27 protein-coding genes are annotated in these 25178 nt (G+C 71.9%); 15 read left to right on the top strand and 12 right to left on the bottom strand.

All coding sequences use genetic code 11. From position 1 onward, the window contains the following. The first annotated feature begins 147 nt into the window (after window positions 1-147). Both fdxA and dapC read left to right on the top strand, forming a co-directional pair. Window positions 148-477, top strand: coding sequence for a ferredoxin (fdxA, locus tag ACZ7CF_RS10010; protein ID WP_218130387.1), 330 nt, complete (start codon window positions 148-150; stop codon window positions 475-477). A gap of 2 nt (window positions 478-479) precedes the next feature. After that, the gene (dapC, locus tag ACZ7CF_RS10005; RefSeq protein ID WP_360386687.1) at window positions 480-1571 is read left to right on the top strand and encodes a succinyldiaminopimelate transaminase; all 1092 of its coding nucleotides are present in this window, start codon (window positions 480-482) and stop codon (window positions 1569-1571) included. A 38-nt stretch (window positions 1572-1609) separates the two neighbouring features. Here dapC and ACZ7CF_RS10000 read toward each other — a convergent pair whose 3' ends face one another. The 3 genes from ACZ7CF_RS10000 to ACZ7CF_RS09990 all read right to left on the bottom strand — a co-directional run bounded on the left by ACZ7CF_RS10000 (window position 1610) and on the right by ACZ7CF_RS09990 (window position 4032). Beyond that, complete coding sequence (locus ACZ7CF_RS10000; protein ID WP_360386142.1) at window positions 1610-2515, bottom strand: hypothetical protein; 906 nt, start codon at window positions 2513-2515, stop codon at window positions 1610-1612. A gap of 76 nt (window positions 2516-2591) precedes the next feature. Continuing rightward, entirely contained in the window at window positions 2592-3548 is a 957-nt protein-coding gene (gene dapD / locus ACZ7CF_RS09995) for a 2,3,4,5-tetrahydropyridine-2,6-dicarboxylate N-succinyltransferase (RefSeq protein ID WP_360386145.1), read from the bottom strand. A gap of 70 nt (window positions 3549-3618) precedes the next feature. Continuing rightward, window positions 3619-4032, bottom strand: coding sequence for a hypothetical protein (locus ACZ7CF_RS09990; protein WP_470369406.1), 414 nt, complete (start codon window positions 4030-4032; stop codon window positions 3619-3621). A gap of 60 nt (window positions 4033-4092) precedes the next feature. On the opposite strand from ACZ7CF_RS09990, the gene dapE reads away from it, so the two are divergent. From dapE to ACZ7CF_RS09975, 3 genes are read left to right on the top strand one after another with little or no spacing between them, the layout of a single operon-like run. Beyond that, window positions 4093-5160, top strand: coding sequence for a succinyl-diaminopimelate desuccinylase (gene dapE / locus ACZ7CF_RS09985; RefSeq protein WP_470369405.1), 1068 nt, complete (start codon window positions 4093-4095; stop codon window positions 5158-5160). 16 nt (window positions 5161-5176) lie between these two features. After that, on the top strand, window positions 5177-5959 hold the full coding sequence (locus ACZ7CF_RS09980; RefSeq protein WP_360386154.1) for an LOG family protein: 783 nt from the start codon (window positions 5177-5179) through the stop codon (window positions 5957-5959). Continuing rightward, complete coding sequence (locus ACZ7CF_RS09975) at window positions 5959-6492, top strand: LOG family protein (RefSeq protein ID WP_360386689.1); 534 nt, start codon at window positions 5959-5961, stop codon at window positions 6490-6492. The genes ACZ7CF_RS09980 and ACZ7CF_RS09975 overlap by 1 nt, the downstream gene beginning before the upstream one ends. Here ACZ7CF_RS09975 and ACZ7CF_RS09970 read toward each other — a convergent pair. Continuing rightward, window positions 6463-7512 carry a winged helix DNA-binding domain-containing protein gene (locus ACZ7CF_RS09970; RefSeq protein ID WP_360386157.1) on the bottom strand — a complete coding sequence of 350 codons (1050 nt, stop codon included), beginning with the start codon at window positions 7510-7512 and terminating at the stop codon, window positions 6463-6465. The genes ACZ7CF_RS09975 and ACZ7CF_RS09970 overlap by 30 nt on opposite strands. Before the next feature lie 10 nt (window positions 7513-7522). Continuing rightward, entirely contained in the window at window positions 7523-9016 is a 1494-nt protein-coding gene (locus ACZ7CF_RS09965; RefSeq protein WP_470369404.1) for a CocE/NonD family hydrolase, read from the bottom strand. Between the two features lie 117 nt (window positions 9017-9133). On the opposite strand from ACZ7CF_RS09965, the gene ACZ7CF_RS09960 reads away from it, so the two are divergent. Continuing rightward, the gene (locus ACZ7CF_RS09960; protein ID WP_470369403.1) at window positions 9134-9472 is read left to right on the top strand and encodes a hypothetical protein; all 339 of its coding nucleotides are present in this window, start codon (window positions 9134-9136) and stop codon (window positions 9470-9472) included. Beyond that, a complete protein-coding gene (locus tag ACZ7CF_RS09955; protein WP_470369402.1) occupies window positions 9472-10383 on the top strand; it encodes a glucosyl-3-phosphoglycerate synthase in 912 nt (303 codons plus the stop codon). The genes ACZ7CF_RS09960 and ACZ7CF_RS09955 overlap by 1 nt, the downstream gene beginning before the upstream one ends. Here ACZ7CF_RS09955 and ACZ7CF_RS09950 read toward each other — a convergent pair. Genes ACZ7CF_RS09950 through ACZ7CF_RS09935 form a run of 4 tightly spaced genes read right to left on the bottom strand, consistent with a single transcriptional unit; the run spans window position 10315 to window position 14715 of the window. Then, the gene (locus ACZ7CF_RS09950) at window positions 10315-11616 is read right to left on the bottom strand and encodes an ATP-binding cassette domain-containing protein (RefSeq protein ID WP_470369401.1); all 1302 of its coding nucleotides are present in this window, start codon (window positions 11614-11616) and stop codon (window positions 10315-10317) included. The genes ACZ7CF_RS09955 and ACZ7CF_RS09950 overlap by 69 nt on opposite strands. Next, the gene (locus ACZ7CF_RS09945; RefSeq protein WP_470369400.1) at window positions 11613-12962 is read right to left on the bottom strand and encodes an ABC transporter ATP-binding protein/permease; all 1350 of its coding nucleotides are present in this window, start codon (window positions 12960-12962) and stop codon (window positions 11613-11615) included. Before ACZ7CF_RS09945 ends, ACZ7CF_RS09950 begins: the two co-directional genes overlap by 4 nt. Beyond that, window positions 12932-13555, bottom strand: a complete 624-nt coding sequence (locus ACZ7CF_RS09940; protein WP_470369399.1) for a cytochrome d ubiquinol oxidase subunit II — start codon at window positions 13553-13555, stop codon at window positions 12932-12934. The genes ACZ7CF_RS09945 and ACZ7CF_RS09940 overlap by 31 nt, the downstream gene beginning before the upstream one ends. After that, complete coding sequence (locus ACZ7CF_RS09935; protein ID WP_470369398.1) at window positions 13555-14715, bottom strand: cytochrome ubiquinol oxidase subunit I; 1161 nt, start codon at window positions 14713-14715, stop codon at window positions 13555-13557. Before ACZ7CF_RS09935 ends, ACZ7CF_RS09940 begins: the two co-directional genes overlap by 1 nt. Before the next feature lie 106 nt (window positions 14716-14821). Here ACZ7CF_RS09935 and ACZ7CF_RS09930 point away from each other — a divergent pair, with 106 nt between their 5' ends. The 4 genes from ACZ7CF_RS09930 to ACZ7CF_RS09915 are packed head-to-tail and all read left to right on the top strand — an operon-like array spanning window position 14822 to window position 16671. Beyond that, window positions 14822-15160 (top strand): PadR family transcriptional regulator, encoded by a 339-nt coding sequence (locus tag ACZ7CF_RS09930; protein ID WP_360386180.1) that lies wholly within the window; start codon window positions 14822-14824, stop codon window positions 15158-15160. Beyond that, entirely contained in the window at window positions 15145-15837 is a 693-nt protein-coding gene (locus ACZ7CF_RS09925; protein ID WP_470369397.1) for a permease prefix domain 1-containing protein, read from the top strand. The genes ACZ7CF_RS09930 and ACZ7CF_RS09925 overlap by 16 nt, the downstream gene beginning before the upstream one ends. Then, the gene (locus tag ACZ7CF_RS09920; RefSeq protein ID WP_360386186.1) at window positions 15834-16136 is read left to right on the top strand and encodes a DivIVA domain-containing protein; all 303 of its coding nucleotides are present in this window, start codon (window positions 15834-15836) and stop codon (window positions 16134-16136) included. Before ACZ7CF_RS09925 ends, ACZ7CF_RS09920 begins: the two co-directional genes overlap by 4 nt. Then, a complete protein-coding gene (locus ACZ7CF_RS09915) occupies window positions 16123-16671 on the top strand; it encodes a DNA-3-methyladenine glycosylase I (protein WP_470369396.1) in 549 nt (182 codons plus the stop codon). The genes ACZ7CF_RS09920 and ACZ7CF_RS09915 overlap by 14 nt, the downstream gene beginning before the upstream one ends. Before the next feature lie 64 nt (window positions 16672-16735). On the opposite strand, the gene ACZ7CF_RS09910 is transcribed toward ACZ7CF_RS09915, so the two are convergent. Both ACZ7CF_RS09910 and ACZ7CF_RS09905 read right to left on the bottom strand, forming a co-directional pair. Continuing rightward, window positions 16736-17521 (bottom strand): enoyl-CoA hydratase-related protein, encoded by a 786-nt coding sequence (locus tag ACZ7CF_RS09910; RefSeq protein ID WP_360386192.1) that lies wholly within the window; start codon window positions 17519-17521, stop codon window positions 16736-16738. 12 nt (window positions 17522-17533) lie between these two features. Further along, window positions 17534-18331, bottom strand: a complete 798-nt coding sequence (locus ACZ7CF_RS09905; protein WP_470369395.1) for a PaaX family transcriptional regulator — start codon at window positions 18329-18331, stop codon at window positions 17534-17536. A gap of 208 nt (window positions 18332-18539) precedes the next feature. On the opposite strand from ACZ7CF_RS09905, the gene ACZ7CF_RS09900 reads away from it, so the two are divergent. The 3 genes from ACZ7CF_RS09900 (at window position 18540) to ACZ7CF_RS09890 (ending at window position 21968) form a co-directional block, all read left to right on the top strand. After that, on the top strand, window positions 18540-18707 hold the full coding sequence (locus ACZ7CF_RS09900) for a DUF3117 domain-containing protein (RefSeq protein WP_065914675.1): 168 nt from the start codon (window positions 18540-18542) through the stop codon (window positions 18705-18707). 165 nt (window positions 18708-18872) lie between these two features. After that, window positions 18873-20291 carry a leucyl aminopeptidase family protein gene (locus ACZ7CF_RS09895; protein ID WP_470369394.1) on the top strand — a complete coding sequence of 473 codons (1419 nt, stop codon included), beginning with the start codon at window positions 18873-18875 and terminating at the stop codon, window positions 20289-20291. Between the two features lie 78 nt (window positions 20292-20369). Continuing rightward, window positions 20370-21968, top strand: a complete 1599-nt coding sequence (locus ACZ7CF_RS09890; protein ID WP_470369393.1) for a hypothetical protein — start codon at window positions 20370-20372, stop codon at window positions 21966-21968. Here the strand turns inward: ACZ7CF_RS09890 and ACZ7CF_RS09885 are convergent. Further along, window positions 21950-22843 (bottom strand): LysR family transcriptional regulator, encoded by an 894-nt coding sequence (locus tag ACZ7CF_RS09885; RefSeq protein WP_470369392.1) that lies wholly within the window; start codon window positions 22841-22843, stop codon window positions 21950-21952. The two genes, ACZ7CF_RS09890 and ACZ7CF_RS09885, sit on opposite strands and share 19 nt — an antisense overlap. 52 nt (window positions 22844-22895) lie before the next feature. Here ACZ7CF_RS09885 and ACZ7CF_RS09880 point away from each other — a divergent pair, with 52 nt between their 5' ends. Next, complete coding sequence (locus ACZ7CF_RS09880; RefSeq protein WP_470369391.1) at window positions 22896-24143, top strand: MFS transporter; 1248 nt, start codon at window positions 22896-22898, stop codon at window positions 24141-24143. Window positions 24144-25178: the final 1035 nt, after the last annotated feature.

The raw sequence follows: 25178 nt of genomic DNA, 5'->3' as shown, positions 1-25178 counted from the left end.
TCCATCCTCGTCTCAGGGAGCGAGCCGGGGTGGGTGGTGTGACGTGGCGCACCAGGCAGCTAAGGCAAGCCTGACCGGGTGATACTCGAACGTGCCGCGTACTCTCCGGCTTGCGCGGTGTGGACCAGGGAGAAGCAGGAGAGCGCAGTGACCTATGTGATCGCCCAGCCGTGCGTGGATCTGCTCGACAAGGCGTGCATCGAAGAGTGCCCCGTCGACTGCATCTACGAAGGCGACCGGATGCTCTACATCCACCCCGACGAGTGCGTGGACTGTGGCGCGTGCGAGCCGGTGTGCCCAGTGGAAGCCATCTACTACGAGGACGACGTCCCCGACGAGTGGAAGGACTACACCAAGGCGAACGTCGACTTCTTCAACGAGCTCGGCTCACCCGGTGGCGCCTCGAAGGTCGGCAAGGTCAGCGCCGACCCGGAGTTCGTGAAGGCACTCGCACCGCAGGCTGCTGAGGGGCATTGATCATCCAACGCCGAGGTCCGGGCCTGCCGGACTTCCCGTGGGACTCGCTGGCCGGCCACGCCGCCAAGGCGCGCAAGCACCCCGGCGGTGTGGTCGACCTGTCGGTCGGCACACCCGTCGACCCGGTTCCCGCGGTGATCCAGTCCGCGCTGTCGTCCGTCGCGGACGTCCCCGGCTACCCGACCACCCACGGCACGCCCGAGCTGCGCGCCGCCTTCGTGGCGGCCGTGCGGCGGCGCTACGGGATCACCGGCCTGTCCGCCGACGCGGTGCTGCCCACGATCGGCTCCAAGGAGCTGGTGGCGTGGCTGCCGACGTTGCTGGGCGTCGGTCCCGGTGACGTCGTGGCCGTGCCGTCGGTGGCGTACCCGACCTACGAGGTCGGCGCGCTGCTCGCCGGTGCCGAGGTCGTCCGGCTGGCCGACGACGAGCGGCCTCCGCCCGGCACGAAGCTGGTGTGGCTGAACTCGCCGTCGAACCCGACCGGCCGTGTCCTGTCGACCGAACAGCTGCGTTCCGCCGTCGCCGCCGCGCGCGAGGCCGGAGCCGTTGTCGCGTCGGACGAGTGCTACCTCGCACTGCCGTGGGACTCCGCGCCGGTGTCGGTGCTCCACCCGTCCGTCGTGGACGACTTCGACGGCGTCCTCGCCGTGCACTCGCTGTCGAAGTCGTCCTCGCTGGCCGGTTACCGGGCCGGGTTCGTCTTCGGCGACCCCGAGCTGGTCGCGGGCCTGCTGGAGCTGCGCAAGCACGCAGGCATGATCGTGCCGCGGCCGGTGCAGGAGGCCATGCGCGCCGCCCTGGAGGACGACGCGCACGTGGCCGAGCAGCGGGCCAGGTACCAGGCCCGGCGCGAGGTGCTCAAGCCCGCGCTGGAGGCGGCCGGGTTCACCGTGTCGCACTCCGAGGCGGGGCTGTACCTGTGGTCCTCGCGCGACGAGGACGCCTGGGAGACCATCGCCTGGCTGGCGGACCGGGGCATCCTGGCCGCACCGGGCACGTTCTACGGTCCCGCGGGCGCCCGGCACGTGCGGATCGCGCTGACGGCCACCGACGAACGGGTCGCGGCTGCCGCGGAGCGGTTGAAGGCCTGACCCGGCGTTGCCGGCGCGGCGTCAGGGCGTCAGGGGCGTCAGGGCTTCAGCGCCGACCACACCCGGCGGGTGAACTGGTTGGGCGGCACCGCGTCTGTGGTGAGCCGCACGCTCGTGCTGATCTCCTCGCCGCTCAGGCCGAGGCCCAGCACGAGGTGCCAGTGCAGGTCCCACAGGTCCTGGAAGGCGTCCAGCTCCACGTCGGTGTCCGCGCTGACGTGGAGCACGGCCGGTTCCGCGACCCGCACGACCCGTTCGACGGCCCGCACGTCCCTGCTGTTGGTGCGGAAGCTGAACCCGAGGTCGACGGTCTCGCTGTCCAGCCCGTACGTGACGTAGGAGTGGCAGCGGTGGTGCGGCAGGCTCAGCGGCTGGTTCGTCTCCAGGTAGAGGTCGCCCTCGAACCGCAGCGTCGGCGAGTGCTGGCTGAGCGTCGCGCGGGCGCTGACGAACTCCCAGCCCGGCATCTCCAGCCTGGGCAGCAGCAGTTCCAGGATCTCGCCGCGGCGTGCTGACCGCGTGCGTTCACCGGAGCGCCACGGGATCTCCCGGCTGTAGGGCTCCTTCTTCGTGACGAACACGTACGGCGCGTTGTCGGTCTGCAGGGACAGCACCACGACCGTCCGGCGCGGAGCCCAGTCGAACGCGACGGTCGTGAGGCCGGGCGCGACGCCGTCGAAGTGGCTCTCCACCTTGGGCCACCAGCTCGACAGCTCCTCGGCCGGCGCGCCCTTGACGTAGCGGCCCTTCTCGTCGACACCGACCACCCACATCGCCTCGGAGCCCCTGGCGGCGTTGCAGAGGGCGGCGATCTGCCGTGCGGCCTTGCCGTGGTCGACCGGCCACTGCGTCTTGAACTCGACGAACGAGTCCTCCGACTGCGCACCCTGCAGGGCACGCTCGATGGCGGCGCGAGCGTTCAACTCGAGTCGCTGTTTCAGCACGTGCACCTCCTGCGGGTCGAGACGGCAAGGGCCCAGCCTGCCTGCGCAGACCGGGCCCCGGACACCTGGTTTCCGGTCAGTCGTTCGCGTGCAGCGCGGCGTTCAGCTCGACGCCGGTGCCCTTGCGCGGTTTCACCTTCACCACGCCGTCGGTGGAGTCGCGCAGGAACAGCAGGTTCGACTGCCCGCTGAGCTCCACGGCCTTGGTGACCGTGCCGTCGGGCAGCGTCACCTTCGTGCCGGCGGTGATGTAGAGCCCGGCCTCGACCACGCAGTCGTCGCCGAGCGAGATGCCCAGGCCGGCGTTGGCGCCCAGCAGGTTCCGCTCGCCGAGCGAGATGACCTGCTTGCCGCCGCCGGACAGCGTGCCCATGATCGACGCGCCGCCGCCGACGTCGGAGCCGTCGCCGACCACGACACCGCCGGAGATGCGGCCCTCGACCATCGAGCTGCCGAGCGTGCCGGCGTTGAAGTTCACGAAGCCCTCGTGCATGACCGTGGTGCCGGACGCGAGGTGCGCGCCGAGCCGCACCCGGTCCGCGTCACCGATGCGCACACCGGACGGGACCACGTAGTCGACCATGCGCGGGAACTTGTCGACGCCGTAGACCGTCACCGGCCCGCGGACGCGCAGGCGGGTGCGGGTCTGCTCGAAGCCCTCGACCGCGCACGGGCCGTGGTTCGTCCACACGACGTTGGTGAGCAGGCCGAAGATGCCGTCGAGGTTCGCGCCGTGCGGCTGGATCAACCGGTGGCTGAGCAGGTGCAGTCGCAGCCAGACGTCGTAGGTGTCGGCCGGGGCGGCGTCCAGGTCGACCGCCACGCGGACGCCGACCACCTCGACGCCGCGCTCGGGGTCCTCGCCGAGGAGCTTGGCCGCGGCCTCTCCGAGGGCTGCCGCGATCTCGGTGGAGGCCAGCCGGGTCGTGCCCAGGTCCGGCGTCTCCTCCAGGACGGGCGACGGGTACCAGGTGTCGAGGACGGTGCCGTCCGGGGTCACAGTGGCCAAGCCGATGCCGTATGCGGTGCTCACGGAGACCGAGCTTAGTCCTGGTGGGACGGGGCCGGGTTCCGCAGGTCACCGCCGGTGGCGGCGGTCGTGCTCAGTCGGGGACGTCGGCTGTGAAGTAGAGGGAACCGAGGTCGCCGCGCGTCGCGATCAGGGCCTCGTTGCACTTCCACTGCCGGGCGTCGGTGCTGGACACGTTGTCCACCGCCACCTCGCCGCAGCGGTTCGCCTCGAAGTCGCCGACCGAGGTCCTGAGGCGGGGCAGCACCTCGCTCACACCGGGCTCGACCTCCTTGCCCTGCAACGACCGGTCGAGCGCGCGGGTCATGCCGCCGACCCGGGAGACCCACGCGGCGCACTCGGCGGGGGTGCCGCTGTGCTGGGAGCCGCACGGGGCGGCGAACAGCGCCCTGATCTCGCCGCACTGCTGGTCGCACGCCACGGGCGCCTCGCCGCAGCCGGTCGCCGTCAGCACGAGCGCGGTGACGAGGAGTGTGCGTTTGGTCACGCACCGCACGCTAGCGGCTGATCGGGCAGGCGCGAAACGCGCGGCGCTAGGGTGGCGGTCGTGTCCGACACCCTTGACCTGTTCGCCGACCCGATCGAGCTCACCACCGCGCTGGTGGATGTGCGCAGCGTGTCCGGGGAGGAGGACGAGATCGCCGATCTGGTCGAACGGTCGCTGCGGCTGCACGCGCCGCACCTGGAGATCACTCGATCGGGGAACGCCGTGCTGGCGCGGACGAACCTCGGCAAGGACAAGAGGATCGTGCTGGCCGGGCACCTGGACACCGTGCCGGTCAACCGGAACTTCCCCAGCCGCCGCGAGGGCGATGTGCTGCACGGGTGCGGCACCGTCGACATGAAGGGCGGCGACGCGGTCATGCTCGCGATCGCCGCACAGAGCCGGAACGCGCGCCACGACCTCACGTTCGTCTTCTACGACTGCGAGGAGATCGAGGCCGAGCGCAACGGGCTCACCCGCATCGAACGGGAGCTCGTCGAGTGGCTGAGGGGCGACCTCGCGATCGTGTGCGAGCCGTCGAACGGCACGGTCGAGGCCGGCTGCCAGGGCACCATGCGCATCGAGATCAGGACGACCGGCAAGCGCGCCCACACCGCGCGGGCGTGGATGGGCCAGAACGCCATCCACGGGCTCGGGGAGGCGTTGAACCGGCTCGCCGCCTACGAGCCGCGGCAGCCCGAGATCGACGGCTGCCGCTACCACGAGGGACTGCAGGCCGTGAAGATCAGCGGCGGGGTCGCGGGCAACGTCGTGCCGGACGAGGCGGTGCTGACGGTCAACCACCGGTTCGCGCCGGACCGGTCGGTGGAGCAGGCGGAGCAGCACCTGCGGGAGGTCTTCGCGGGCTACGACGTCACGGTCACGGACTTCTCGGGCGGTGCGTTGCCGGGGTTGCACGCCCCCGCCGCGCAGGAGCTGGTGGCCGCCGCGGGGGGCACGCCGGTGGCCAAGCTGGGGTGGACGGACGTGGCGCGGTTCGCGGCGCTGGGGATGCCCGCGGTGAACTTCGGGCCGGGTGATCCGACGCTCGCGCACACCCAGGAGGAGAACGTGCCGGTCGAACAGATCACCGGGTGTTTCACCGTGCTTCAGCGTTTTCTGCTGGCCTGATCATTAGGATCATCGGATGACGGAAGAGAAGAACAGCAACGGCGCGGTGGACGAGCATCCCAAGGAGAAGCAGCGCGGGCCGGTCGTGCTGCGCCGCGACCAGAAGGACGAGCTCACCACCACCGACCAGCGCCTGCTCGACTCGCGCGGGCCGTCGGACTGGGTGCACACCGACCCGTGGCGGGTGCTGCGCATCCAGGCCGAGTTCGTCGAGGGCTTCGGGGCGCTCGCCGAGGTGCCGAGCGCGGTGACCGTGTTCGGGTCGGCGCGGACCGGGCGGGACCACCCGGAGTACCAGCTCGGGCGCGACCTCGGGAAAGCGCTGGCGGAGGCCGGTTTCGCGGCGATCACCGGTGGCGGTCCCGGCGCCATGGAGGCGGTCAACCGCGGGTGTTCGGAGGCCGGCGGGTTCTCGGTCGGGCTGGGCATCGAGCTGCCGTTCGAGCAGGGGCTCAACCCGTGGGTCGACCTCGGCGTGAACTTCCGCTACTTCTTCGTCCGCAAGACGATGTTCATCAAGTACTCGCAGGCGTTCATCTGCCTGCCGGGTGGTTTCGGCACGCTCGACGAGCTGTTCGAGGCGCTCACCCTGGTGCAGACGAAGAAGGTCACGAAGTTCCCGGTCGTGCTGTTCGGCAAGAGCTACTGGCAGGGCCTGTACGACTGGATCCAGAGCTCGGTCCTGGAGGGCGGCAAGGTCGGCGAGAAGGACCTCGCGCTGCTGCACCTGACCGACGACATCGACGACGCGGTGCGCGTGGTCAAGGAAGCGCACAAGGCATGGGCGGACGCACACTGATGTACGTGGCTGTGTACTGCGGCAGTCTCGCCACCGTTCCCCAGAGCTACGTGGACGTCGCCGCCGAGGTGGGCAGGCAGATCGCCGCACGCGGCTGGAACCTCGTGTGGGGCGGCGGGCAGACCTCGATGATGGGCGCGGTCGCACGGGAGGCGCGCGCCGGCGGCGCGAGCACCTACGGCGTGATCCCGAAGGGCCTGGCCACCAGGGAGATCGCCGACACCGACTCGACCGAGCTGCACGTCGTCGACACCATGCGCGAGCGCAAGCGGATGATGGACGACAAGGCCGACGCGTTCCTCACGCTGCCCGGCGGCATCGGCACCGCGGAGGAGTTCTTCGAGGTGTGGACGGCCGGGGTGCTGAGGATGCACGACAAGCCGGTCGTGCTGCTCGACGTCGACGACCACTACAAGGGCCTCGTCGAGTGGCTGACCGAGCTGCGGGACAAGGGTTTCGTCTCGCCCGCCGCACTGGCCTCGCTGGTCGTGACCGGCGACGTGTCAGCGGCTCTCGACGCTTGCGTCCGCTAGTCCCCTGACCCTGGCCAGGAACTGGGCCTCCGGCAGGAGGTCCGGCAGCGGCCGGTACGGCGTGACCGCCACCGCGAACCGCTTGCCGGACACCACCCTGCCCTGCCAGGAGCCCGCGATCTCGCCGTCCACCAGCACGGCGCCGCGCCGGCCCAGCACGCGGAAGACGTCCTTCTGCGCGGCCTTGTCCGGCAGCAGCAGGTCGCGGTCGCGCGCCTGCAGGTAGGGGTCGGTCGGCGGCAGGAACCTGACCTCCGGCGGGTCGGCGGCGGCGATCTCCACACCCTCCGGCAGCCACGCCTGCTGCCCCTCCACGGCCACCTCGACGAGGTCGTCCGGCCACCTCTTCTTGACCTCGCGCACGGTCGTGCCGAAGTAGGAGGCCACTTCGGACGGTCCGGCCGGGCCGTGCAGCGCCAGGTAGCGGTGCACCAGCTCGTCGAACCCGGCGGTCTGCCGCGGCACCCCCGGCCAGCCGTGAATCCGTTCGAACGTGACGGTCTTGCACTCGGGCAGGATTCGCAAACCCGCGGGCAGCGCGGCGAGCCGGAAGATCGGGTCGCTGACGTGCGCGGTCCCGCAGCCCCGGCAGTCCTCGACGGTCTGCTTCGGCGCCAACGGGGTCAGTGCCGCGCTGACGTCGCCCTTGGTCATCGGCTTCGTCACGATCGACCGCATGGCCGTGGCGACGTGCCGCAACGCCGCCAGCAGGTCGTCGACCTTCGGCCGGGAGGCGCGGGCACGGGCGTCGGCGTCGCTCCACGGCCACAGCGCGCGGGCGAACGCCTTCAGCTCACCGGCCCGGTGCAGGTGCGGGGCACCGCGCACCGACCACGTGACGGTGAAGTCGTCGGTGGCCGGCGCGGTGAGGCGTGCGGCGAGGCTGAGCAACGCCGAGCCGGCGGTGTTGTCCTGGACGCCCAGGGAGAACACCGCCAGCTCGGCCGCGTCGCCGACGCGCCGGTCCAGCTCGTGCTGGTGGATCCGGTGGAGGAGCACCTGCTGCCGGGTGAGGTCCACCCGGACATTCTTACGCCTTCGGCACGGTGAGGCTCGACGGTCCGAAGGTGACGGTCGAGCCGCGGGTCGACTCGCTGAGGTACCGCGGGTCCACGGTGTCGACCACCAGTGCCAGCCGGTTGCCCGCGCCGACGTTCCACACCGTCGGCTCCAGCGGCACGTCCAGCGTCTGCGTGCGGCCGGCACCGGTGACCTTCACCGGCTTGTGCGTGACCAGCGCGCCCAGTCCGAGCGGGCCGACCTCGTACAGGTACGCGAACAACGTGGTGACCTCCGCGCTCGGCGTCACCGTCAACCGCAGCTGCGGCGTGCCGGCGAGCGTGGCACCGGCCGGGTACTGCGGCCCGTACCAGACGCCGGCGACGTTGCGGTCGACGAACGGCAGCGAGACGCCGGTCGGGAGGTTCAGGAACCCTTGCAGCGCACCGGAGAGCAGGATCGTGCCGCTGTCGGCGACGGTGTTCCAGCCGGCGTGGATCCGCTTGCCTTCGAGCTGCACCGTGTCGGCGGCCCCGTCCGGCCAGGCGCCGAACTTCTTCCACGTGCCGCCGTTGTTGGGCTTGAGCTGCACCGGCTGCTCGGCGTCGATGCCGTTGGCCGTGCCCTTCACGTACCGGTCGAACCAGCGGCCGACCGACTCCCAGATCTCGTTGGGCAGACCGGCCGCGCCGAACAGCTCGGCGGTGGCGTGGTCGCCGGGCGAGAGCATGAGCCGCTTCGGCCCGGTCAGCCGCGAGTAGAGGTCCGCGACCTGGCCGGGGGCGAAGATGCCGTCGTTCCAGGCGTTGCCGAGCAGCACGGCGGTGCCGTTGGCGTTGAGCTGCGCGATCTTCGAGGCGGCTGACCGGCCGGCGGAGATCGGCACGACCTCGTGGAACCGGCCGTCGCGGTAGGCGTCCTCGGCCTCCAGCAGAACGGGACCTGGGCGCCCGGTGGCGTGGCCCGCCGCCAGCAGGACCTCGACGGCCTGCTTGTTCACGGTGTCGTTGGGGTAGAGCGAGCGGGCCAGGTCGGTCCACGTGCTCAGCGCCGCTGCCGCCCTGATCCGCCGGTCGTTCGCGGCGGCGAGCAACGACTGCCCGGCGCCGTAGGAGATCCCGGCCGCACCGACCTTCGTGCCGTCGGCACGGGCGTTGGCGATCGCCCAGTCGATGACCTTGCTGACGTCGCCCACGGTGTCGGGGCCGGCGATGTCGATCTCACCGCCGGAGTCCCAGAAGCCGCGGCTGGTGTAGCTCACGACGACGTAGCCGGACTCCTTGGCGAGCTTGGCCGCGGCACCGACGTACTCGATGTTCGGAACCGACCAGCTCGACGGCATCACGAGCAGCGGGAACGGCCCGTCACCCCGGCCGGTGGGCTCGATGACGAAGGCCTTCAGCGCGGTGCCGCCGACGCCGGGGATGGTGCGGTAGGTGATCTGGTGTCCCGGCGCCGCGATGGCCGCCGGTGCACCGAGCAGGGTGGTGAGGAGTGCCAGGAACAGAACAAGTGACCGGCGCACGCTGGTCCTCCTTGACCATGACGTAGATCACACAGGGTTGCTGTTCGGGAGTAAAGCAGATGGCTACTCGCGAGTAGCAAGAAGCTGTGAGTCAGGTCACTGTTTACGCTGGGTGGCGTGAACCGATTCCGCGTCAGTGAGCTGCCGAAAGACCGGGTGCTGGTCGTTGCGCATCTGACCAGCGCGAATGCCTTGGAGCAGGCGGTCGTCGACGGTGCCGACGTCGTCGAGTTCGACGGCGAGCTGGAGCTGCCGCCGCTCACCGGGACGCTGGACGTCGTGACCGTCCCCGCGGGCGACGAGGACTTCACCCTGGCGGCCGCGACGGTGGCCGCGCTGTCCGGAGCACGCGCCGTGCGGGCGTCCGACGTGCGGCAGGCGAGGAAGGTCGTGGAGATGGTCGCGAGCGTGGCGGGCACCCGTCCGCCGGCCCGAGCGGTGCGGGCGCTGGCCTGATGCTGCCCTCCGTCGAAGCCTGGTTCGGCACGCACACCTGGCAGCAGCCCCCGTGGACGGTCGACGAGCTGGTGGCGTCGAAGCGCGGGCGCACGGTGTCCGTGGTGCTGCCGGCGCTGGACGAGGAGGAGACCGTCGGCGCCGTCGTCGCGGTCGTGCGGCCGCTGCTCGGCTCGCTGGTCGACGAGCTGGTGGTGGTGGACTCCGGGTCGACCGACCGGACCGTCGCCGTGGCGGCGGAGGCCGGGGCGCGGGTGGTGCTGCGCGAGGACGTCGTGCCGTGGCTGGAACCGGTGCCCGGCAAGGGCGAGGTGCTGTGGCGCTCGCTCGCGGCGACCACCGGCGACCTCGTCGTCTTCCTGGACTCCGACCTCGTGGACCCGGAGACCGCGTTCGTCACGGCATTGCTCGGGCCGTTGCTGCTCGACCCCGGCGTGCACCTGGTGAAGGGCTTCTACCGGCGGCCGCTGCGGCTGGAGAGCACCGGCGGCGGGCGCGTCACGGAGCTGGTGGCGCGGCCGTTGCTGAACACCCTGCGGCCGGAGCTGTCCGGTGTGGTGCAACCCCTCGGCGGCGAGTACGCGGCGACCCGCTCCTTCCTGGAGTCCGTGCCGTTCGCCGCCGGGTACGGCGTGGAGATCGGCCTGCTGCTGGACGTGCACCGCCTGCACGGGCTGGCCGGGCTGGCGCAGGTGAACCTGGGCGTGCGCAAGCACCGCAACCGGTCGCTGCTGCAGCTCGGCGTGATGTCCGCGCAGATCATGGGAACGGCGCTGGCCCGGTGCGGGGTGTCCGCGGACTCCGGGCCGTTGACGCAGTTCGTGCAGGTCGACGGCGAGTGGCTACCCGACTCGACCGACGTGGTCGTCGCGGACCGGCCCCCGATGGTGCACGTGGTCGAAGAGCGCTAGCTGCTCCTCGCGGTGCGTCACGACGAGCGCCGTTCCCCGGCAGTGGCCGAGCACCTTGCCGAGCACCCGGTCGGCCTGCTCGGGGTCGAGGCCCTCGGTCGGCTCGTCCAGCAGCAGCACCTCGGGTCGGGCGAGCACCGACCGGGCGAGCACGAGCCGTTGCCGCTGGCCGCCGGAGATCTCCTCACCGCGTTCGCCGACGACCCGGTCCCAGTCGAGGTCCAGCTCGGCGATCTCGGCGGCCCGGTCCAGTTCTTCTTGAGTGGCACCGGGTTTGGCCAGCAGGACGTTCGCGCGGACCGTGGTGTGGAAGACGTGGGCGTCGGCCAGCGCGCCCGCACTGGGTTCGAGCCGGCGCGCGACGGCGTTGAGCAGCGTGGTCTTGCCCGCCCCGCTCGGGCCGACGACCGCGGTCTTCCCCCGCAGCGCCGGCACGTCGGCGGGTTCTGCGGGCTCGGGTTCGCCGGTCGGTTCCGGGGCCGGCCTGCTCAGCGCGGCCAGCGGGACGGTGATCTCGAACGTCGCGATGGCGGCCATGACCAGCCACGCGGGTTCGTGCTGCGCCAGCACCAGCAGCGCCGCGCCGAACTGGACGGCGATGGCGAGCGGGGTCAGGTCGCGGGCGCGTTCCTCGCGGGACAACGTCTTCGCCGTCCGGGCCGCCACCGCGAACCGGGCGTCGTAGAGGCCGTGGGCGATCAGCTCCTCACGGCTGTGCACCAGTTCGGTGGTCTGCTCGGTGAGCAGGGCGCGCAACGGCGTCAGGTCCTCCGCCCGCCGCGTGGCGAGCCAGGGGAGCAGGCCGAGGTTCACCAGCAGACCGGCGACCAGCGGCACCGAGAAGCCGGAGACGACCACCACGACCACGCCGGCGAGGACGGCGGTGCACCACGGCAACGTCGTGCGGAGCCGGGCGTCGAGCTGCTGGTCGACGTTCGTGACGATCCGGGTGAGCGCGGTGCCGGACGGGACGTGCCGGCGCGCCACCAGGTCGTCGTAGACCCGGCCGCGCAGCTCGACGGCCTCGCCGAGCACGGCCCGGTGGCTCGTGAGGCGTTCGAGGTAGCGCAGTGCGCCCTTGGCCAGCGCGAGCGCCCTGACCGCGACGATCGCGACGGTCAGCGCGTGCACCGGCGGGTGCTCGGCGGCCCGCAGCACGAGCCACGTGGCGGTCGCGGTGAGGCCGACGCCGGCGAGCTCGGCGAGGGTGCCGACGACGATCGCGAGCCTCACACCGCCACCACCCTCGTGACCTCGGCGAGCAGCGCCGGCCGGTGCGCCACGACCACGGCGGTGCGGCCCCTGGTGAACTCCCTGACCGCTGTGAGCACGAGCGCCTCCGTCTCCGCGTCGAGGTGCGCGGTCGGTTCGTCCAGCAGGAACAGCCCGGCGTGGCGCCGGTCGAGCGCGGTGGCGAGCGCGACCCGTTGCTGCTCGCCGGAGGAGAGGTCCTTCGGCACGAGCGTGGGGCGTTGCGGCACCCACGACAGCGCGGCGAGCCATTGCGCGTGGTCGATCTCCGCGAGGTCGACACCACCGACCAGCACGCGGCCCTCGTCGGGTCGCACGAACCCCAGCAGCAGCCCCAGGACCGTGCTCTTGCCGGCGCCGCTCGGGCCGACCAGCGCGATCCGCTCGCCGGGGGAGATCCGCAGCGAGAAGTTCCGCAGGCTGCGCACGCTCACGCCGTCCAGCACGATCTCGGCGCGGGCGAGGTCCGGCGGCGCCACCCCGGTGTGCTCGGCGCGGACCGGGACCCGGTCCAGCACCGCACGGCCCTGCGCGCCGGCGTGGTACTGCGCACCGGCCGCGCGCAACGGCAGGAACGCCTCCGGCGCCAGGAAGAGCACGAGCAGCGCGGTGTGCAGCGGCATGCCGCCGCCGAGCAGCCGCAGCCCCACCGGCACGGCGACCAGCGCCACCGCCATCGTGGCCACCAGCTCCAGCACGAACGCCGACAGGAACGCGATCCGCAGCGCCGACATCGTCTCGGTCAGGTGCCGTGCGGCCAGTGCGCGGACGGTCGCCGACTGCGCCCGCGCCCGCCCGAACGCCCGCAGCGTGCCGATGCCCTTGACGACGTCCAGGAAGTGCCCGCCGAGCGTCGCCAGCGCGTCCCACTGCCGTGCGGTCCGCTCACGGGTGTGCGCGCCGACCAGTGCGCCGAAGACCGGGACCAACGGCAGCGTGACGAGGATCGTGAGCGCCGCCGCGAGGTCCGCGAACGCCAGCCGGACGACCACCGCCAGCGGCACCACGACGGCGAGGACCTGCTGCGGCAGGTACCCGGTCACGTACGGCGTCACGTCGTGCACGCCGCGCGTGACCAGCGTCGCGACCTCGCCGGCCCTGGTGCCGGGGTCGCGCAGGAACGCCTCCCGCAGCCGGGTGCGGGTGCGTTCGGCGGCCCGGTGCGCCCACTCCCGGTGCCCCCACCACACCAGCACCCGCGCGCCGACGACCAGGCACAGCAGGGCGTACCCGGTGCCGCCTGCCAGCACCGACGCGAGCAGCTCCGCCTGCGCCAGCACCAGGAACGGGACCGGGATCAGCGCGAGGAGATGGCGACGATCGACCACTGCACAACCACCACCAGCGGGATGACCGGGACCGCGACCCACGCGAGCAGGCCGAGCGTGTCGGCGTGCGCCATGAGCCCGGTCGTGTCGACACGGGTGAACGCGAGCGGGATCGGCAGCGCGCACAGCAGTGCCGTCACCGGGAACAGCCGCCGGTGGCCGCTCTGGAACACCCACCCGTGCACCGCGAACAGCACCGGCATCACCAGCGCGACGGGCCACGGCGCGTCGAGCAGGTGCGCGAGGAACAGCCCCCACCCCACCGACACCGCCAGCGCGCCGGTGAACACCAGCCACCACCACAACCGCAGCTGCACCGCGGCCATGAACAGCACCAGCCCGGCCAGCACGAGCGTGAACACGCTGTGCGCACCGGACAACAGCTCGCCCTCCAGCCGCGGGAACGCCGCGAACAGCACCCCGATCGCGGCGACCAGCCACACCTCGTTGCCGAGGAAGAACGGCGTCATCCTCCGCAGCACCTCGTCCCGGCGGCGGAACGGCAGCAGCAGTCCGCTGCCGTAGTCGAAGCCCGCCAACGCGAAGTAGCCGGCCGTCAGCGTGCCGAGGACCGTCAGCCACAGCGCTTCCATCAGAGCGTCACCACCAACGGCGAGACAGGGGCGGGCGTCGTGTCCGGACCGCGGCGGACCGCGCGTGCGATCAGCGTCCAGTCGACGACGGCCAGCACGGCGAACAGGGACGTGAAGACGATGAGGGACAACAGGACCTGCCCGGCGTCCACGTGCGACACCGCGTCCTCGGTCCGCAGCAGCCCCTGGACGAGCCAGGGTTGCCGGCCGACCTCGCGGAAGACCCACCCGAAGACCGCCGCCGCGAACGGCAGCGGGATGCCGACCACCATGAGGTGCAGGGGGAAGCGCAGGCGGATCACCGCGTCCCGCAGGAGCAGCGGCAGCGTGAGCCAGCTGACCGCCGTCAGGACCATCCCGATGATGATCATGAACCCGAGTGGCGCGCCGAGCCACTGCGCCGCGTCGGCCTTGCCCGGCTGGTACCGCGCGATGACCGGGAACTGCGCGAACCCGGCGCCGATCAGCGACGGCGTGGCCAGCGCGGTGCTCACCACGCCCAGCCGCAGCGACCGCCGGAAGAAGTCGGTCTCGGTGGTGCGCCGGAGGAAGTGGCAGGCCGACACGCCGGTCACGAACACGCCGCCTGCCGTGATCGACGCGAAGACGACGTGCATCAGCGCGCTGGTGAACGTCGGGTTGGTGAGCAGGGCCGGGAAGTCGTCCAGCCGCAGCACGTTCCCCTCGACCCGGTAGCCGACGGGGTGTTGCAGGAACCCGTTCGCCGCCATGATCCAGAACGCCGACGCGAACGCCGTGAGCGCCGTCAGCCAGAGCAGGCTCAGGTGCACCCACCGGTTGAGCCGGTCCCAGCCGAAGATCCACAGGCCGAGGAACGTCGACTCCAGGAAGAACGCGACGAGCGTCTCCAGCGCGAGCGGCGCCCCGAACACGTCGCCCGCGTAGGTCGCGAGCCCCGACCAGTTCAGCCCGAACTGGAACTCCATGACGATGCCCGTCACGATGCCCAGCGCGTAGTTGATGACGTAGACACGGCCCCAGAACCGCGTCATCCGCTCGTGCACCGGGTTCCCGGTGACCGCGTACCGGGTCTGCATGACCACCAGCAGCGTCACGAGCCCGAGCGTGAGCAGCACGAACAGGAAGTGGAACGACGTCGTCAACGCGAACTGGAGGCGGGCGAGGTCTGCTGCGCTCATGAGTAGGGACGCTATATGTAGCGTGCCTACATCAAGGCGGATCTCCTGCAACATCAGGGACATCTCAGGGCTCCCCGGAGGCGGCGCATCAGTAGAGTCGCTACTCATGAAGCCCGACGCGCTGCGTGGCCACCTGGACGCGTTGCTGCTGGCCACACTCGACGGCGAGCAGCTGCACGGCTACGCGATCATCGAGGCGTTGCAGCAGCTCAGCGGTGGTGCGCTGGACCTGCCCACCGGCACGGTCTACCCCGCGCTGCGCAGGCTGGAGCGGGCGGGCCACGTGACGAGCGACTGGAGCACGGTCGGCGGGCGCAAGCGGCGGACCTACCGGCTCACCTCGGCCGGCCAGCGGGCGCTGAGCGCCGAACGCACCGCGTGGCGGGAGTTCACGACGGTCATCGACGGGGTGCTGGGAGGTGGTGGCGGGTGGGCCCGGACGTGATCGACCACCGCGTGATCGACCGGTACGTGACCGACCTCGGGTCCCGGCTGCGTGGCTCGAAGCGGCAGGTCCGCGACCTCCTCGCGGAGACCCGCGACAGCCTGTCCGACGCCACCGAGGCCCACGTCGAGAGCGGTCTCACCGAGCAGGAGGCGCAGCGGCGCGCCGTCGCGGAGTTCGGGCCGGTCAAGGAAATCGCGAACGAGTACCAGGCCGAACTGGCCGTCGCGTACGGCACGCGGACGCTCATCTGGCTCGCGATCGTGCTGCCGTTGCTGCACATGGCGTGGGAGCTCGTCCGGATGCTGCTCATCGGGCCGTGGCAGGACTTCGGGACGGTGCCGCCGCAGTGGTACCTGTTCATCGCCAAGGCGAACGACCTGGCCGGCGGTGTCGCGTCCGGGATCGCGCTGGTGGCCCTCGTGCTCGGCCGGGTCCTCGCGCGCACGTGCGACACGAGGCTGCTCGCCCGGCTCGGCGCGGGCGTGGCGCTGGGCGCGGTCGGCATGGTGCTCGCGGGCAACCTCGCGATCATCGCGGCCACCGCGCACCTCGACCCGGCGCGGCTGCTGCAGTCGGTGCCGATGAGCGTCGCCAGCCTCATCACCTGGACCGTGATCGTCCGGCTCGGTCTGCTCGCTCGCCGCTGCCTGAGCTGTGCCACGATCGTCGCGTGACCAACGCCCTGATCTACCTGATCGTGATGGTGGCCGTCGCGGCAGTGGTGTTCCTGCTCGCGGCGTTGGTGTTCGGGCGCGGCGAGGAGCTCGCCCCGCTGCCGCCCGGCGCCTCGCCCACGCGGCTGCCGGCCGACGACATCACCGCGGAGGACGTCCGCGAGCTGAAGTTCCAGCAGGTGTTCCGCGGCTACAAGATGAGCGAGGTCGACTGGGCGTTGCAACGGCTCGCGACCGAGGTGGAGACGCTGCGGGCGCGCGTGCGGGAGCTGGAGCCGGAGAGCCATGAGCGAGCGTGAGCGTTGCCCGTGGGGCGGCTCTACGCCGGACTACGTCGACTACCACGACACCGAGTGGGGCGTCGAGCTGCACGGCACGAACGAGCTGTACGAGCGGATGTCGCTGGAGGCGTTCCAGTCCGGGCTGTCGTGGATCACGATCCTGCGCAAGCGGCCGGCGTTCCGCGCCGCGTTCGCCGGCTTCGACCCGGAGCTGGTCGCCGGTTTCGGACCGGCCGACGTCGAACGGCTGATGGCCGACGCCGGCATCGTCCGCAACCGGATGAAGATCGACGCGGTGGTCCACAACGCCCGCGTGATCACCGAGCAGGACCTCGACCTCGACGCGCTGCTGTGGTCGTTCGCGCCGCAGGACCACGTCCGCCCCGCCACGATCACCGACGTGCCCGCGATCACGCCCGAGTCCAAGGCGATGGCCAAGGAGCTCAAGCGCCGCGGTTTCAAGTTCCTCGGCCCCACCACGTGCTACGCGCTGATGCAGGCCACCGGCATGGTCGACGACCACATCGCGACCTGCTTCCGCGCCTCCTCCTGAGGGCATCTGCAAGTACCGCCAACTGCGAGTTGGTGGTACTTGCAGATGCCGGAACAAGCAGGGGTCAGCGGCCGGTGAACTTCGGGGCGCGCTTGGTCACGAACGCGTCCACGGCCTCGCGGTGGTCCGCGGTGGCGCCGCAGTCGGCCTGGGTGCGGCGCTCGGCCTCCAGCGCGTCCTCCAGCGTGCCGTCGGCGGCGGCCGCGAGGGCTTCCTTGATCTTCGCGTAGGCCGTCGTCGGACCGGCGGCGAGCTTCGCGGCGAGCAGGTGCGCGGTGGAGAGCAGCTCGGCGTCCGGCACGACCTGGTTGACCATGCCGATCCGCAGCGCCTCCTCGGCACCGACCGGCTGCGCCAGCAGCATCATCTCCATCGCCCGGCCGTGCCCGATCAGCCGCGGCAACGTCCACGAGGCACCGGAGTCCGCGGTCAGCCCGACGTTCGCGAACGCCATCAGGAACTTCGCCGACGCACCCGCGATCCGCAGGTCGGCCGCGTAGGCGAACGACGCGCCCGCGCCCGCCGCACTGCCGTTGACCGCCGCGATCACCGGCTTCGGCATGCCGATCAGCTCGCGCACGATCGGGTTGTAGTGCAGCTCCACGGTGTGCAGCGGCGCGGGGTCACCGGCCTGGAGCAACCCGATGTGCTCCTTGAGGTCCTGGCCCGCGCAGAACGCCCGGCCGGCGCCCGTGATCACCACCGCGCGCACCGAGGAGTCGGCAGCCGTCTCCTTCAACGCCTCCAGGAACGCCACCTTCAACGCGACGGTGAACGCGTTGAACGACTCCGGGCGGTTGAACGTGAACGTGCGCACTCCGTCAGCGTCGTCGACGAGGAGCTCGGACACTCGGGACCTCCATCAAGCAGTGGAAACGTTGCGGACCGGGCGCAGGCACTCGTCGACGAAACGGCTCGTGCCCGGTGCCAGCCGCAGCGTCTGTTCGTCGAAGAACGACGCTGCCTCCCGGCCCGGCCAGTCCTGGGGCAACAGTTCAGCAGGAAGACCGGGATCGCGGAACAGGAACTTGCGCCACGCGTGCAGCAGCTGCTGGGAGGCGGCGAAGGCGGCCGCGTCGTCCGATTCGTCCACAACGGACACCACCGGTTGCCAGTGCGCGACGAACGCGGCGTAGTCGCGGCCCAGTCCGTCCAGGTCCCAGGCCCTCGCCGCGAGCTCGGCGTCCGCACCGTCGTGTGAACCGTGAAAAGTTCGTGCGGGAACTTCTCCGGCGGCCAGCACGTCGGCCAGCTCCGGCGAGGGCCGGGGTGCGATCCACGTCACCGGGCCGAGGGCGCCGTAGCCCAGCAGCTGGAGCTCGGAGGCCAGGTGGTCGCGCGAGTCGCGGCCGGGCAGCTCCTCCAGTACCACGACGTGCCAGCGACCGTCCCAGGTGGACGGCCGGGTGCGGTAGATGCGGGCAGCGGCCTCGTCGAGCCGCCGTTCCCCGCGGGGTGTCATCGCGTAGCCAGGCCCGTCGGGCAGCCGCACGGGGTGCAGCCAGCCCTGCCGGACGGTGCGCGAGACCGCCGTCCGGACAGCGGGCGCGGCGAACCCCAGCGGCTCCAGCAGCCGGACGAGGGCGGCGATGGTGGCGGCACCACCGCGTTCGCGCAGGTGGCCGCCGTAGACGTCGAATAGCGCGGAACGGGCTCGCACCCTGTTGAGTCTGTCACGCCGCGCCGTGGAGTGCCGAAAGTGTTGCGCGGTCGTGAAACCGGGTACTGACCAGGGACAAGTGAAGATCCACAACTGTCACCCGGACTCGCCAAAAGATCGGTTCGGTTTCGCCCCTGAGTCGCGATAGGGGAGAATGGAGCAGATCCGGCCTGGCCGGACGGGGAAGAGTTGACGGAGGGAGCACGCGATGGCGGCCATGAAGCCCCGGACCGGCGACGGTCCCCTCGAGGTCACCAAGGAGGGACGCGGCATCGTCATGCGCGTGCCGCTCGAGGGTGGTGGGCGCCTCGTCGTCGAGATGTCGGCGGACGAGGCCAGCGCCTTGGGCGACGCGCTGAAGGCCGCCGCCGGCTGAGGCACCCGGCGAGAGAAGTACGTGAAGCCCCGGTTTCCACAGTGGAGACCGGGGCATCGCTTGTTGCAACCAGGGGCGGGGGCGAACGGCCGCGCCGCTGGGTGAGAATGAGCGGTCCCTGATGCACAACGAGAGGTCCAGGTCGTGGGGTCGACGGTTCCGGCAGTGCCAACCAAGCTCGTGGACGTCGAGGTGGCCGTGGCGCCGCGGCGCAGCGTGCCGGCGGTCGTGCTCGCGGGCACCGGTCCCGCGCTCGGTCCGGGTGGCGAGGGCATCGACACCGCCGACCTGACGGGCAAGGCCGGCGAGGCGGTCCGCCACCGGGCCACCGGCACGTGGACGCTCGGTGTGGGCACCGGAACGCTCAGCGACTACCGCACGGCCGGTGCGGCGCTCGTGCGCGCGTTGGGCGGTGACGACGCTCCCAAGACCGCCGACGTGCTGCTGACCGCCGACTTCGACGCCGACAAGGTGCGGGCGTTCGTGCTGGGCGCGGCGCTCGGCGGCTACCGCTTCAAGGTCACCGGCGAGGAGGCGCCCCGCCGGGTCGGCTCGCTCCGCCTGGTGACGCCCGACCAGGGCTTCGAGGAGGTCCTGACCTCCGCCGCGCTGAAGGCGCACGCGCTCGCGACGGCCACCGCGCTGACCCGCGACCTCGCGAACACGCCGTCCAACGTCAAGGACCCGCGCTGGCTCGCGACCACCGCGGCCAAGCTCGCCGACCGGGTGCCCGGCCTGTCCGCCGTCGTGCGCGACGAGAAGTGGCTGGCACAGCAGGGCTTCGGCGGCGTCCTCGCCGTGGGCGGCGGCTCGTCCCGCCCGCCGCGGCTGATCGAGCTGACCTACGACGGCGGCACCGGCCCGCACCTGGTCTTCGTCGGCAAGGGCATCACGTTCGACACCGGCGGCATCTCCGTGAAGCCGGCCGACGGCATGCACCTCATGCGCACCGACATGGCCGGTGGCGCCGCGGTGATCTCCGCGCTGCTGGCCGTGGCCCGGCGCGGGTTGCCGATCAGGGTCACCGGCCTCGTGCCGTGCGCCGAGAACCACGTCTCCGGCTCGGCGTACCGGCCGGGCGACGTCGTGCGGCACTACGGCGGCGCCACCACCGAGGTGCAGAACACCGACGCCGAGGGCCGCATGGTGCTCGCCGACGCGATGGCGTACGCGGTGAAGACGCTCAAGCCGGACCTCGTCGTGGACGTGGCGACGCTGACCGGTGCCATGAAGGTGTCGCTCGGCCTGCGCACGGGCGGCCTGTTCACCGCTGACGACACGCTGGCCCGCACCGTGGTGGACGCGGGTGCGCGGGTGGGGGAGAAGTGGTGGCGGATGCCGCTGCTGGAGGAGCACGTCGAGGCCGTGACCAGCGAGATCGCCGACTACCGGCAGTGCCCGCCCGGTCCCGGCGGCATCACCGCGGCGCTGTTCCTGCAGAAGTTCGCGGGCGACGTGCCGTGGGCGCACCTCGACATCGCGGGTCCGGCGCGGTCGGAGAAGGTCTACGAGGAGGTCGTCGCGGGCGCCACGGGCTTCGGTGCGCGGACCCTCGTCGAAGTTGCTGAACATTTTTCGCGTTAGTAGCCGATCGGACCGTTCGAGACGGCGGTGCCTCACGGCATGATGTGAGCTCCTTCACAACGCCGTAGAGGAGCGCTCGTGTTACTCCGCCTGGCACTCGCCGTCTCGTTGCTCCTGACCGCGCTGACCCCCGCCGTGGCGAGCACGCCGTGGTGGGAGCCGGTGGCCCGGCCCGCGCAGGACTCGCAGATCGGGGTGACCGGCGAGCCGTTCCGCGGGACCGACGGCCAGGGCCGGGTGCGCGGCCTCGTCGACGCGCACAACCACCTGATGACCAGCGAGGCGTTCGGCGGCCGGCTGATCTGCGGCGCGCCGTTCGCCGAGGGTGGCGCGCCGGAGGCGTTGCGGGACTGCCCCGAGCACCACCCCGCCGGGCTCGGCGCGATCTTCGAGGCCGTGGTGACCTCGGACCTCGACGGCCACGACCCGGTGGGCTGGCCGACGTTCCGCGACTGGCCGTCGTACACGACCGTCTCGCACCAGCAGAACTACTACGCCTGGCTGGAGCGGGCGTGGCGCGGCGGCCAGCGAATCCTGGTGACGGACCTGACCAGCAACGCCGAGCTGTGCGTGATCTACCCGTTCAAGGACCGGCCGTGCGACGAGATGACGTCGGTGCGGCTGCAGGCCAAGCGCACGTACGAGCTGCAGGACCACGTCGACCGGATGTTCGGCGGCCCCGGCAAGGGCTGGTTCCGCATTGTGACGACGTCCGAGCAGGCGCGGTCGGTCGTGGAGCAGGGCAAGCTCGCCGTCGTCCTCGGCATCGAGACCTCGGAGCTGTTCGGCTGCCGCCAGCTCCTGGACCTCCCGCTGTGCGGCCGGGGTGACATCGACCGCGGTCTCGACGAGGTCTACGCGCTCGGCGTGCGCAGCGCGTTCCTGTGCCACAAGTTCGACAACGCCCTGTGCGGCGTCCGCTTCGACTCCGGCGTGCAGGGCGGCGTGCTCAACGCCGGCCAGTTCCTGCGCACCGGCACGTGGTGGCAGACCGAGCGGTGCAGGGGCCCGCAGCAGGACAACCCCATCGGCTTCGCCGGCCCGAACGCCCTGATCCCCGCCACCGTCGTCGCCCCGGCGTACGACCCGGACCGGCGCTGCAACGTGCGCGGCCTGACCGCGCTGGGCGAGTACGCGGTGCAGGGCATGATGCGCAGGCACATGATGATCGAGGTCGACCACATGAGCGTGAAGGCCGCCGGCCGCACGCTGGAGCTGGCCGCCGCCGCGCGCTACCCCGGTGTCCTGTCCAGCCACGGCTGGATGGACGCGCAGTGGACCGAACAGGTCTACCGGCTCGGCGGGTTCATCGCGGGCTACGAGAACGACCCCGACAGCTACGTCGCCCAGGCCGCCGCCACCGAGGCCCTGCGCCGCAGGTACGACGTGGGCCTCGGCTTCGGCTCCGACTTCAACGGCGTCGGCTCCCACCCGGCTCCGCGCACCGGCGTGACCTACCCGTTCCGCAGCTACCCGGACGGCCCGCTGGTGGACCGGCAGAGGACCGGCGAACGCGTGTGGGACGTCAACACCGACGGCGGCGCGCACATCGGGCTGCTGCCGGACTGGGTCGAGCAGGTGCGGCAGCTCGGCGGTGACCAGGTCGTGGCGGACCTGCTGGGCGGGGCGGAGTCGTACCTGCGCACGTGGTCGGGGACTCAGCGCTGGACCTCGTGAGTGCGCAGGGCGTGCTCGCGGAACGCCCTGACCGCCGGTGGCAGCGGCTGGTCCGTCAGCCACGACAACCCGAACACCCGGCTCGACCGCGGCGTCAGCGGTAGCTCCCGCACGCCTGCCGGTGGCGTGAACTCGGGGTGGGGCAGCAACGCCACCCCGAGTCCCGCCGCCACCAGCCCGCGCACGGTCTCGGTCTCCTGTCCCTCGAAGGCGATGCGCGGCGTGAACCCGGCCGCCGCGCACAGGTCGTCGGTGATCTGCCGCAGCCCGTAGCCGTGCTCCAGGACGATGAAGTCCTCGTCCCGCAGGTCCGTCAGCCGCACGGCCTCGCGCGCGGCCAGCCGGTGCGCGGCGGGCACGACGACGATCAGTTCCTGCTCGAACAGCACCACCGAGGAGAACTCGGGGCCGGACGGCGGCGGGGCGACCAGCGCGAGGTCGATCTCGCCGGAGACGAGCTTGTCCACCACGCCCTGGCGCGCGTCCTGGACCAGGCCGAACCGCACGTGCGGGTGCTCGGCGCGGAAGCCGCGGACCAGCTCCGGCACCACCGAGCGGCCGAGCATGTGCAGGAACCCGAGCACCACGCGGCCCTTCTCCGGGTCGAGCTCCTCCTCGACCTCGCGCAGGCCCGTCTCCAGCGCGGTCAGCGACCGGGTGGCGGCGTCGGCGAGCAGGCGGCCCGCGCGGGTCAGGCGGACGCGGCGGCCGGACCTGACCACCACCGGAGCACCCAGTGCGTCGCCCAGCTCGGCGAGCCAGCGGCTGACCGTGGGCTGCGGCAGGCCGAGGCGCTCCGCGACACGGGTCACGTGCTCGTCGGCGGCAAGCGCTTTCAGCACAGCCAGCTTCGGGGCCAAATCCAATTCGTCCACGGATCAATTTTGACGCATTTCCGTATTGGACGGATGCTTTAGCGTCGGAGTCATGACCAGGCTGACCGCGTCCATCGCCGCGTCCGGACTCGCGAGCTTCGCGCTGCTGTACGCGCCGCAGCCGCTGCTGCCGCTGATCGCGGACGAGTACGGCCTCGGGCCGGGCGGAGCGTCGCTGGTGATCTCGGCGTCCACGCTGGCGCTCGCGCTGGTGGTCGTGCCGGTCGCGGCGCTGTCCGAACGGATCGGGCGGCGGCCGGTGATCGTCGCGAGCGTGCTGCTGGCCGGGCTGGTCGGGCTCGCGCTGCCGTTCGCGCCGAACTACGACGTGTTCCTGGTGCTGCGCGTGCTGCAGGGCGCGGCGGTCGCCGGGGTGCCCGCAGCGGCCATGGCGTACCTGGCCGACGAGCTCGACGGCGGCGGCGGCCTCGGCGCGGCGATGGGCGCGATGATCGCGGGCAACAGCGCGGGCGGCATGCTCGGCCGGCTCGCGTCCGGACTGACCGCGGACTGGCTGGGGTGGCGCGGCTCGCTGCTGGCGGCGGGGGTGTTCGGGCTGGTGGCTGCGGCCGTGGTGGTGTTCTTCCTGCCGCCGGCGCGCACCCGGCCGAAGCGGGCGCCGCGGGCGTTGAAGGCGGCGCTGCGGGACCCGGTGCTGCTGTCGCTCTACGCGGTGTCGGTGCTGCTGGTCGGGTCGTTCATCTCGTTCTACAACGTCGTCGGCTTCCAGCTCGGCGGGCCGACGTGGCTCGAGTCGCTGGTCTTCCTCTTCTACGGCGTCGGCAGCGTGGCGTCGGCGTTCGCGGGCCGGTTCTCCGACCGGTTCGGCCGCGGCCGGGTGCTGCTCGCGTGCATCGGGGTCCTCGCGCTGGGCGCGCTCGCGAGCCTGGTGTGGGTGCCGCTCGGGCTGGCGGTCGTCACCGGCGGGTTCTTCGCCGCGCACGCCACGGCCAGCGCCTGGGTCGGTGCGCGCGCTCCGGAACACGCCCGCGGCCAGGCGTCCGGGCTGTACCTGCTCGGCTTCTACGTGGGCAGCAGCATCGGCGGAACGGCCGGCAGCACGGCGTTCGGCGAGTGGGGCTGGGGCGGGCTGGTCGCCGTGGTCGTGGGCTGGCTGGCGCTCGCCGCGATGCTCGCTCAGAACTCCAGCGCGAGCGTGAGGCGCGCGTCGACCGGCACCAGCGCGACCTTGCCGAGCCGGGGCAGGTCGGGGTTGCCGTCGACCAGCCCCACCGAGACCGAGCGGGTGTCCGCCGGGATCTCCACCACGACCGCGAACGGCAGCGGGCCGCCGTCGTAGCGGGCACCGACCTGCGGTGCCGCCGAACCGTCCGGCAGGGTCACCGTGACCAGGTCCTTCGTCAGCAGGCCGCCCGCGGTGTCCGGCACGTCACCGGTGGCCTCCAGCCGGACCTCCAGCAGCGCCTTGTCGGGTGCGGAGGCCGTGGCGACGTCGTACTGGCTCGGACCGAGCTTCACCGGACGCTGCCGGCCGAGCTTGACGCCGGTGACCTTCATGCCCATGGCGTTGCCGCCGAGCCGGAACTTCTGCGTCTGCTCGGCGAACTGCGCCGGACCGGCCGCGCGCAGCAGCACGGCGGGCGGGTTCTCGGCGCGCTTGCCGGACGGGACCTCGACCCGCTGCTCCAGCGACTTGGCGCCGAGCGTGCCCAGTGCGAGCGTCTCGGTGCCGGCCTGCGGGTCGGGCACGGTGTAGACGACGAACACCGAACCGTTGGCCGGCAGGCGGTCCTGCGGCAGCACCTGGCGCTTGCCGGGCAGCTCCAGCGCGAGCTCGGAGGGCTGCGGGGCGAAGCCCTGCCAGTTGGTGCGCAGGTAGCCGCTGTCGGTCTCGTTGAGCTTCTCGACCTTCATCCGCAGCACGCGCAGCCGGGAACCCGGCTCGGCGCGCACGGTGCCGTCGGAGGTGTGCCACAGGTCCGGGTTCGCCCAGCCGGTCACGGCCGTGGAGAGCAGGTCGTCGCGCACCCGCACGTCGACGTTGCCGAGCCCGAGGTCGGAGTTCGACCGCTTGCCGTCGTCGGGCAGCACGGCGAGGAAGTCCCTGCCCGCGGTCAGGTCCTGCTGCTTGGCCGGGTCGAACTGCTTGCCGTCGGTGCGGATCAGCGTTCCCGCCGGGGTGCTGCGGTTGCCGCTCTCGGGCACCTGCGGCGACTGGACCTCGAAGCGGACCTCGTCATCGGTCTTGCCGACCTCCTTGAGCGGCACGGGCACCCAGTCGGTCGAGGCGCCGGTGCCGGGCACCTGCACCGGGCCGCACCACAGCCGCCGGTCCACCTCGGAGTCGACGCCGGTCTTGGCGAACCAGCAGCTG

This window comes from Lentzea sp. NPDC036955 (assembly GCF_055608005.1).
The sequence above is the reverse complement of the archived record's forward strand: the minus strand, read 5'-3'. Positions and strand labels throughout refer to the sequence as shown.

Bases quoted from the DNA above. Each gene is read 5' to 3' on its own strand.
- ACZ7CF_RS09980 (WP_360386154.1), top strand. From the start codon at position 5,177: ATGACGGAAGAGAAGAACAGCAACGGCGCGGTGGACGAGCATCCCAAG.
- ACZ7CF_RS09975 (WP_360386689.1), top strand. From the start codon at position 5,959: ATGTACGTGGCTGTGTACTGCGGCAGTCTCGCCACCGTTCCCCAGAGC.
- ACZ7CF_RS09955 (WP_470369402.1), top strand. From the start codon at position 9,472: ATGCTGCCCTCCGTCGAAGCCTGGTTCGGCACGCACACCTGGCAGCAG.
- ACZ7CF_RS09940 (WP_470369399.1), bottom strand. From the start codon at position 13,555: ATGGAAGCGCTGTGGCTGACGGTCCTCGGCACGCTGACGGCCGGCTAC.
- ACZ7CF_RS09935 (WP_470369398.1), bottom strand. From the start codon at position 14,715: ATGAGCGCAGCAGACCTCGCCCGCCTCCAGTTCGCGTTGACGACGTCG.
- ACZ7CF_RS09930 (WP_360386180.1), top strand. From the start codon at position 14,822: ATGAAGCCCGACGCGCTGCGTGGCCACCTGGACGCGTTGCTGCTGGCC.
- ACZ7CF_RS09915 (WP_470369396.1), top strand. From the start codon at position 16,123: ATGAGCGAGCGTGAGCGTTGCCCGTGGGGCGGCTCTACGCCGGACTAC.
- ACZ7CF_RS09900 (WP_065914675.1), top strand. From the start codon at position 18,540: ATGGCGGCCATGAAGCCCCGGACCGGCGACGGTCCCCTCGAGGTCACC.
- ACZ7CF_RS09880 (WP_470369391.1), top strand. From the start codon at position 22,896: ATGACCAGGCTGACCGCGTCCATCGCCGCGTCCGGACTCGCGAGCTTC.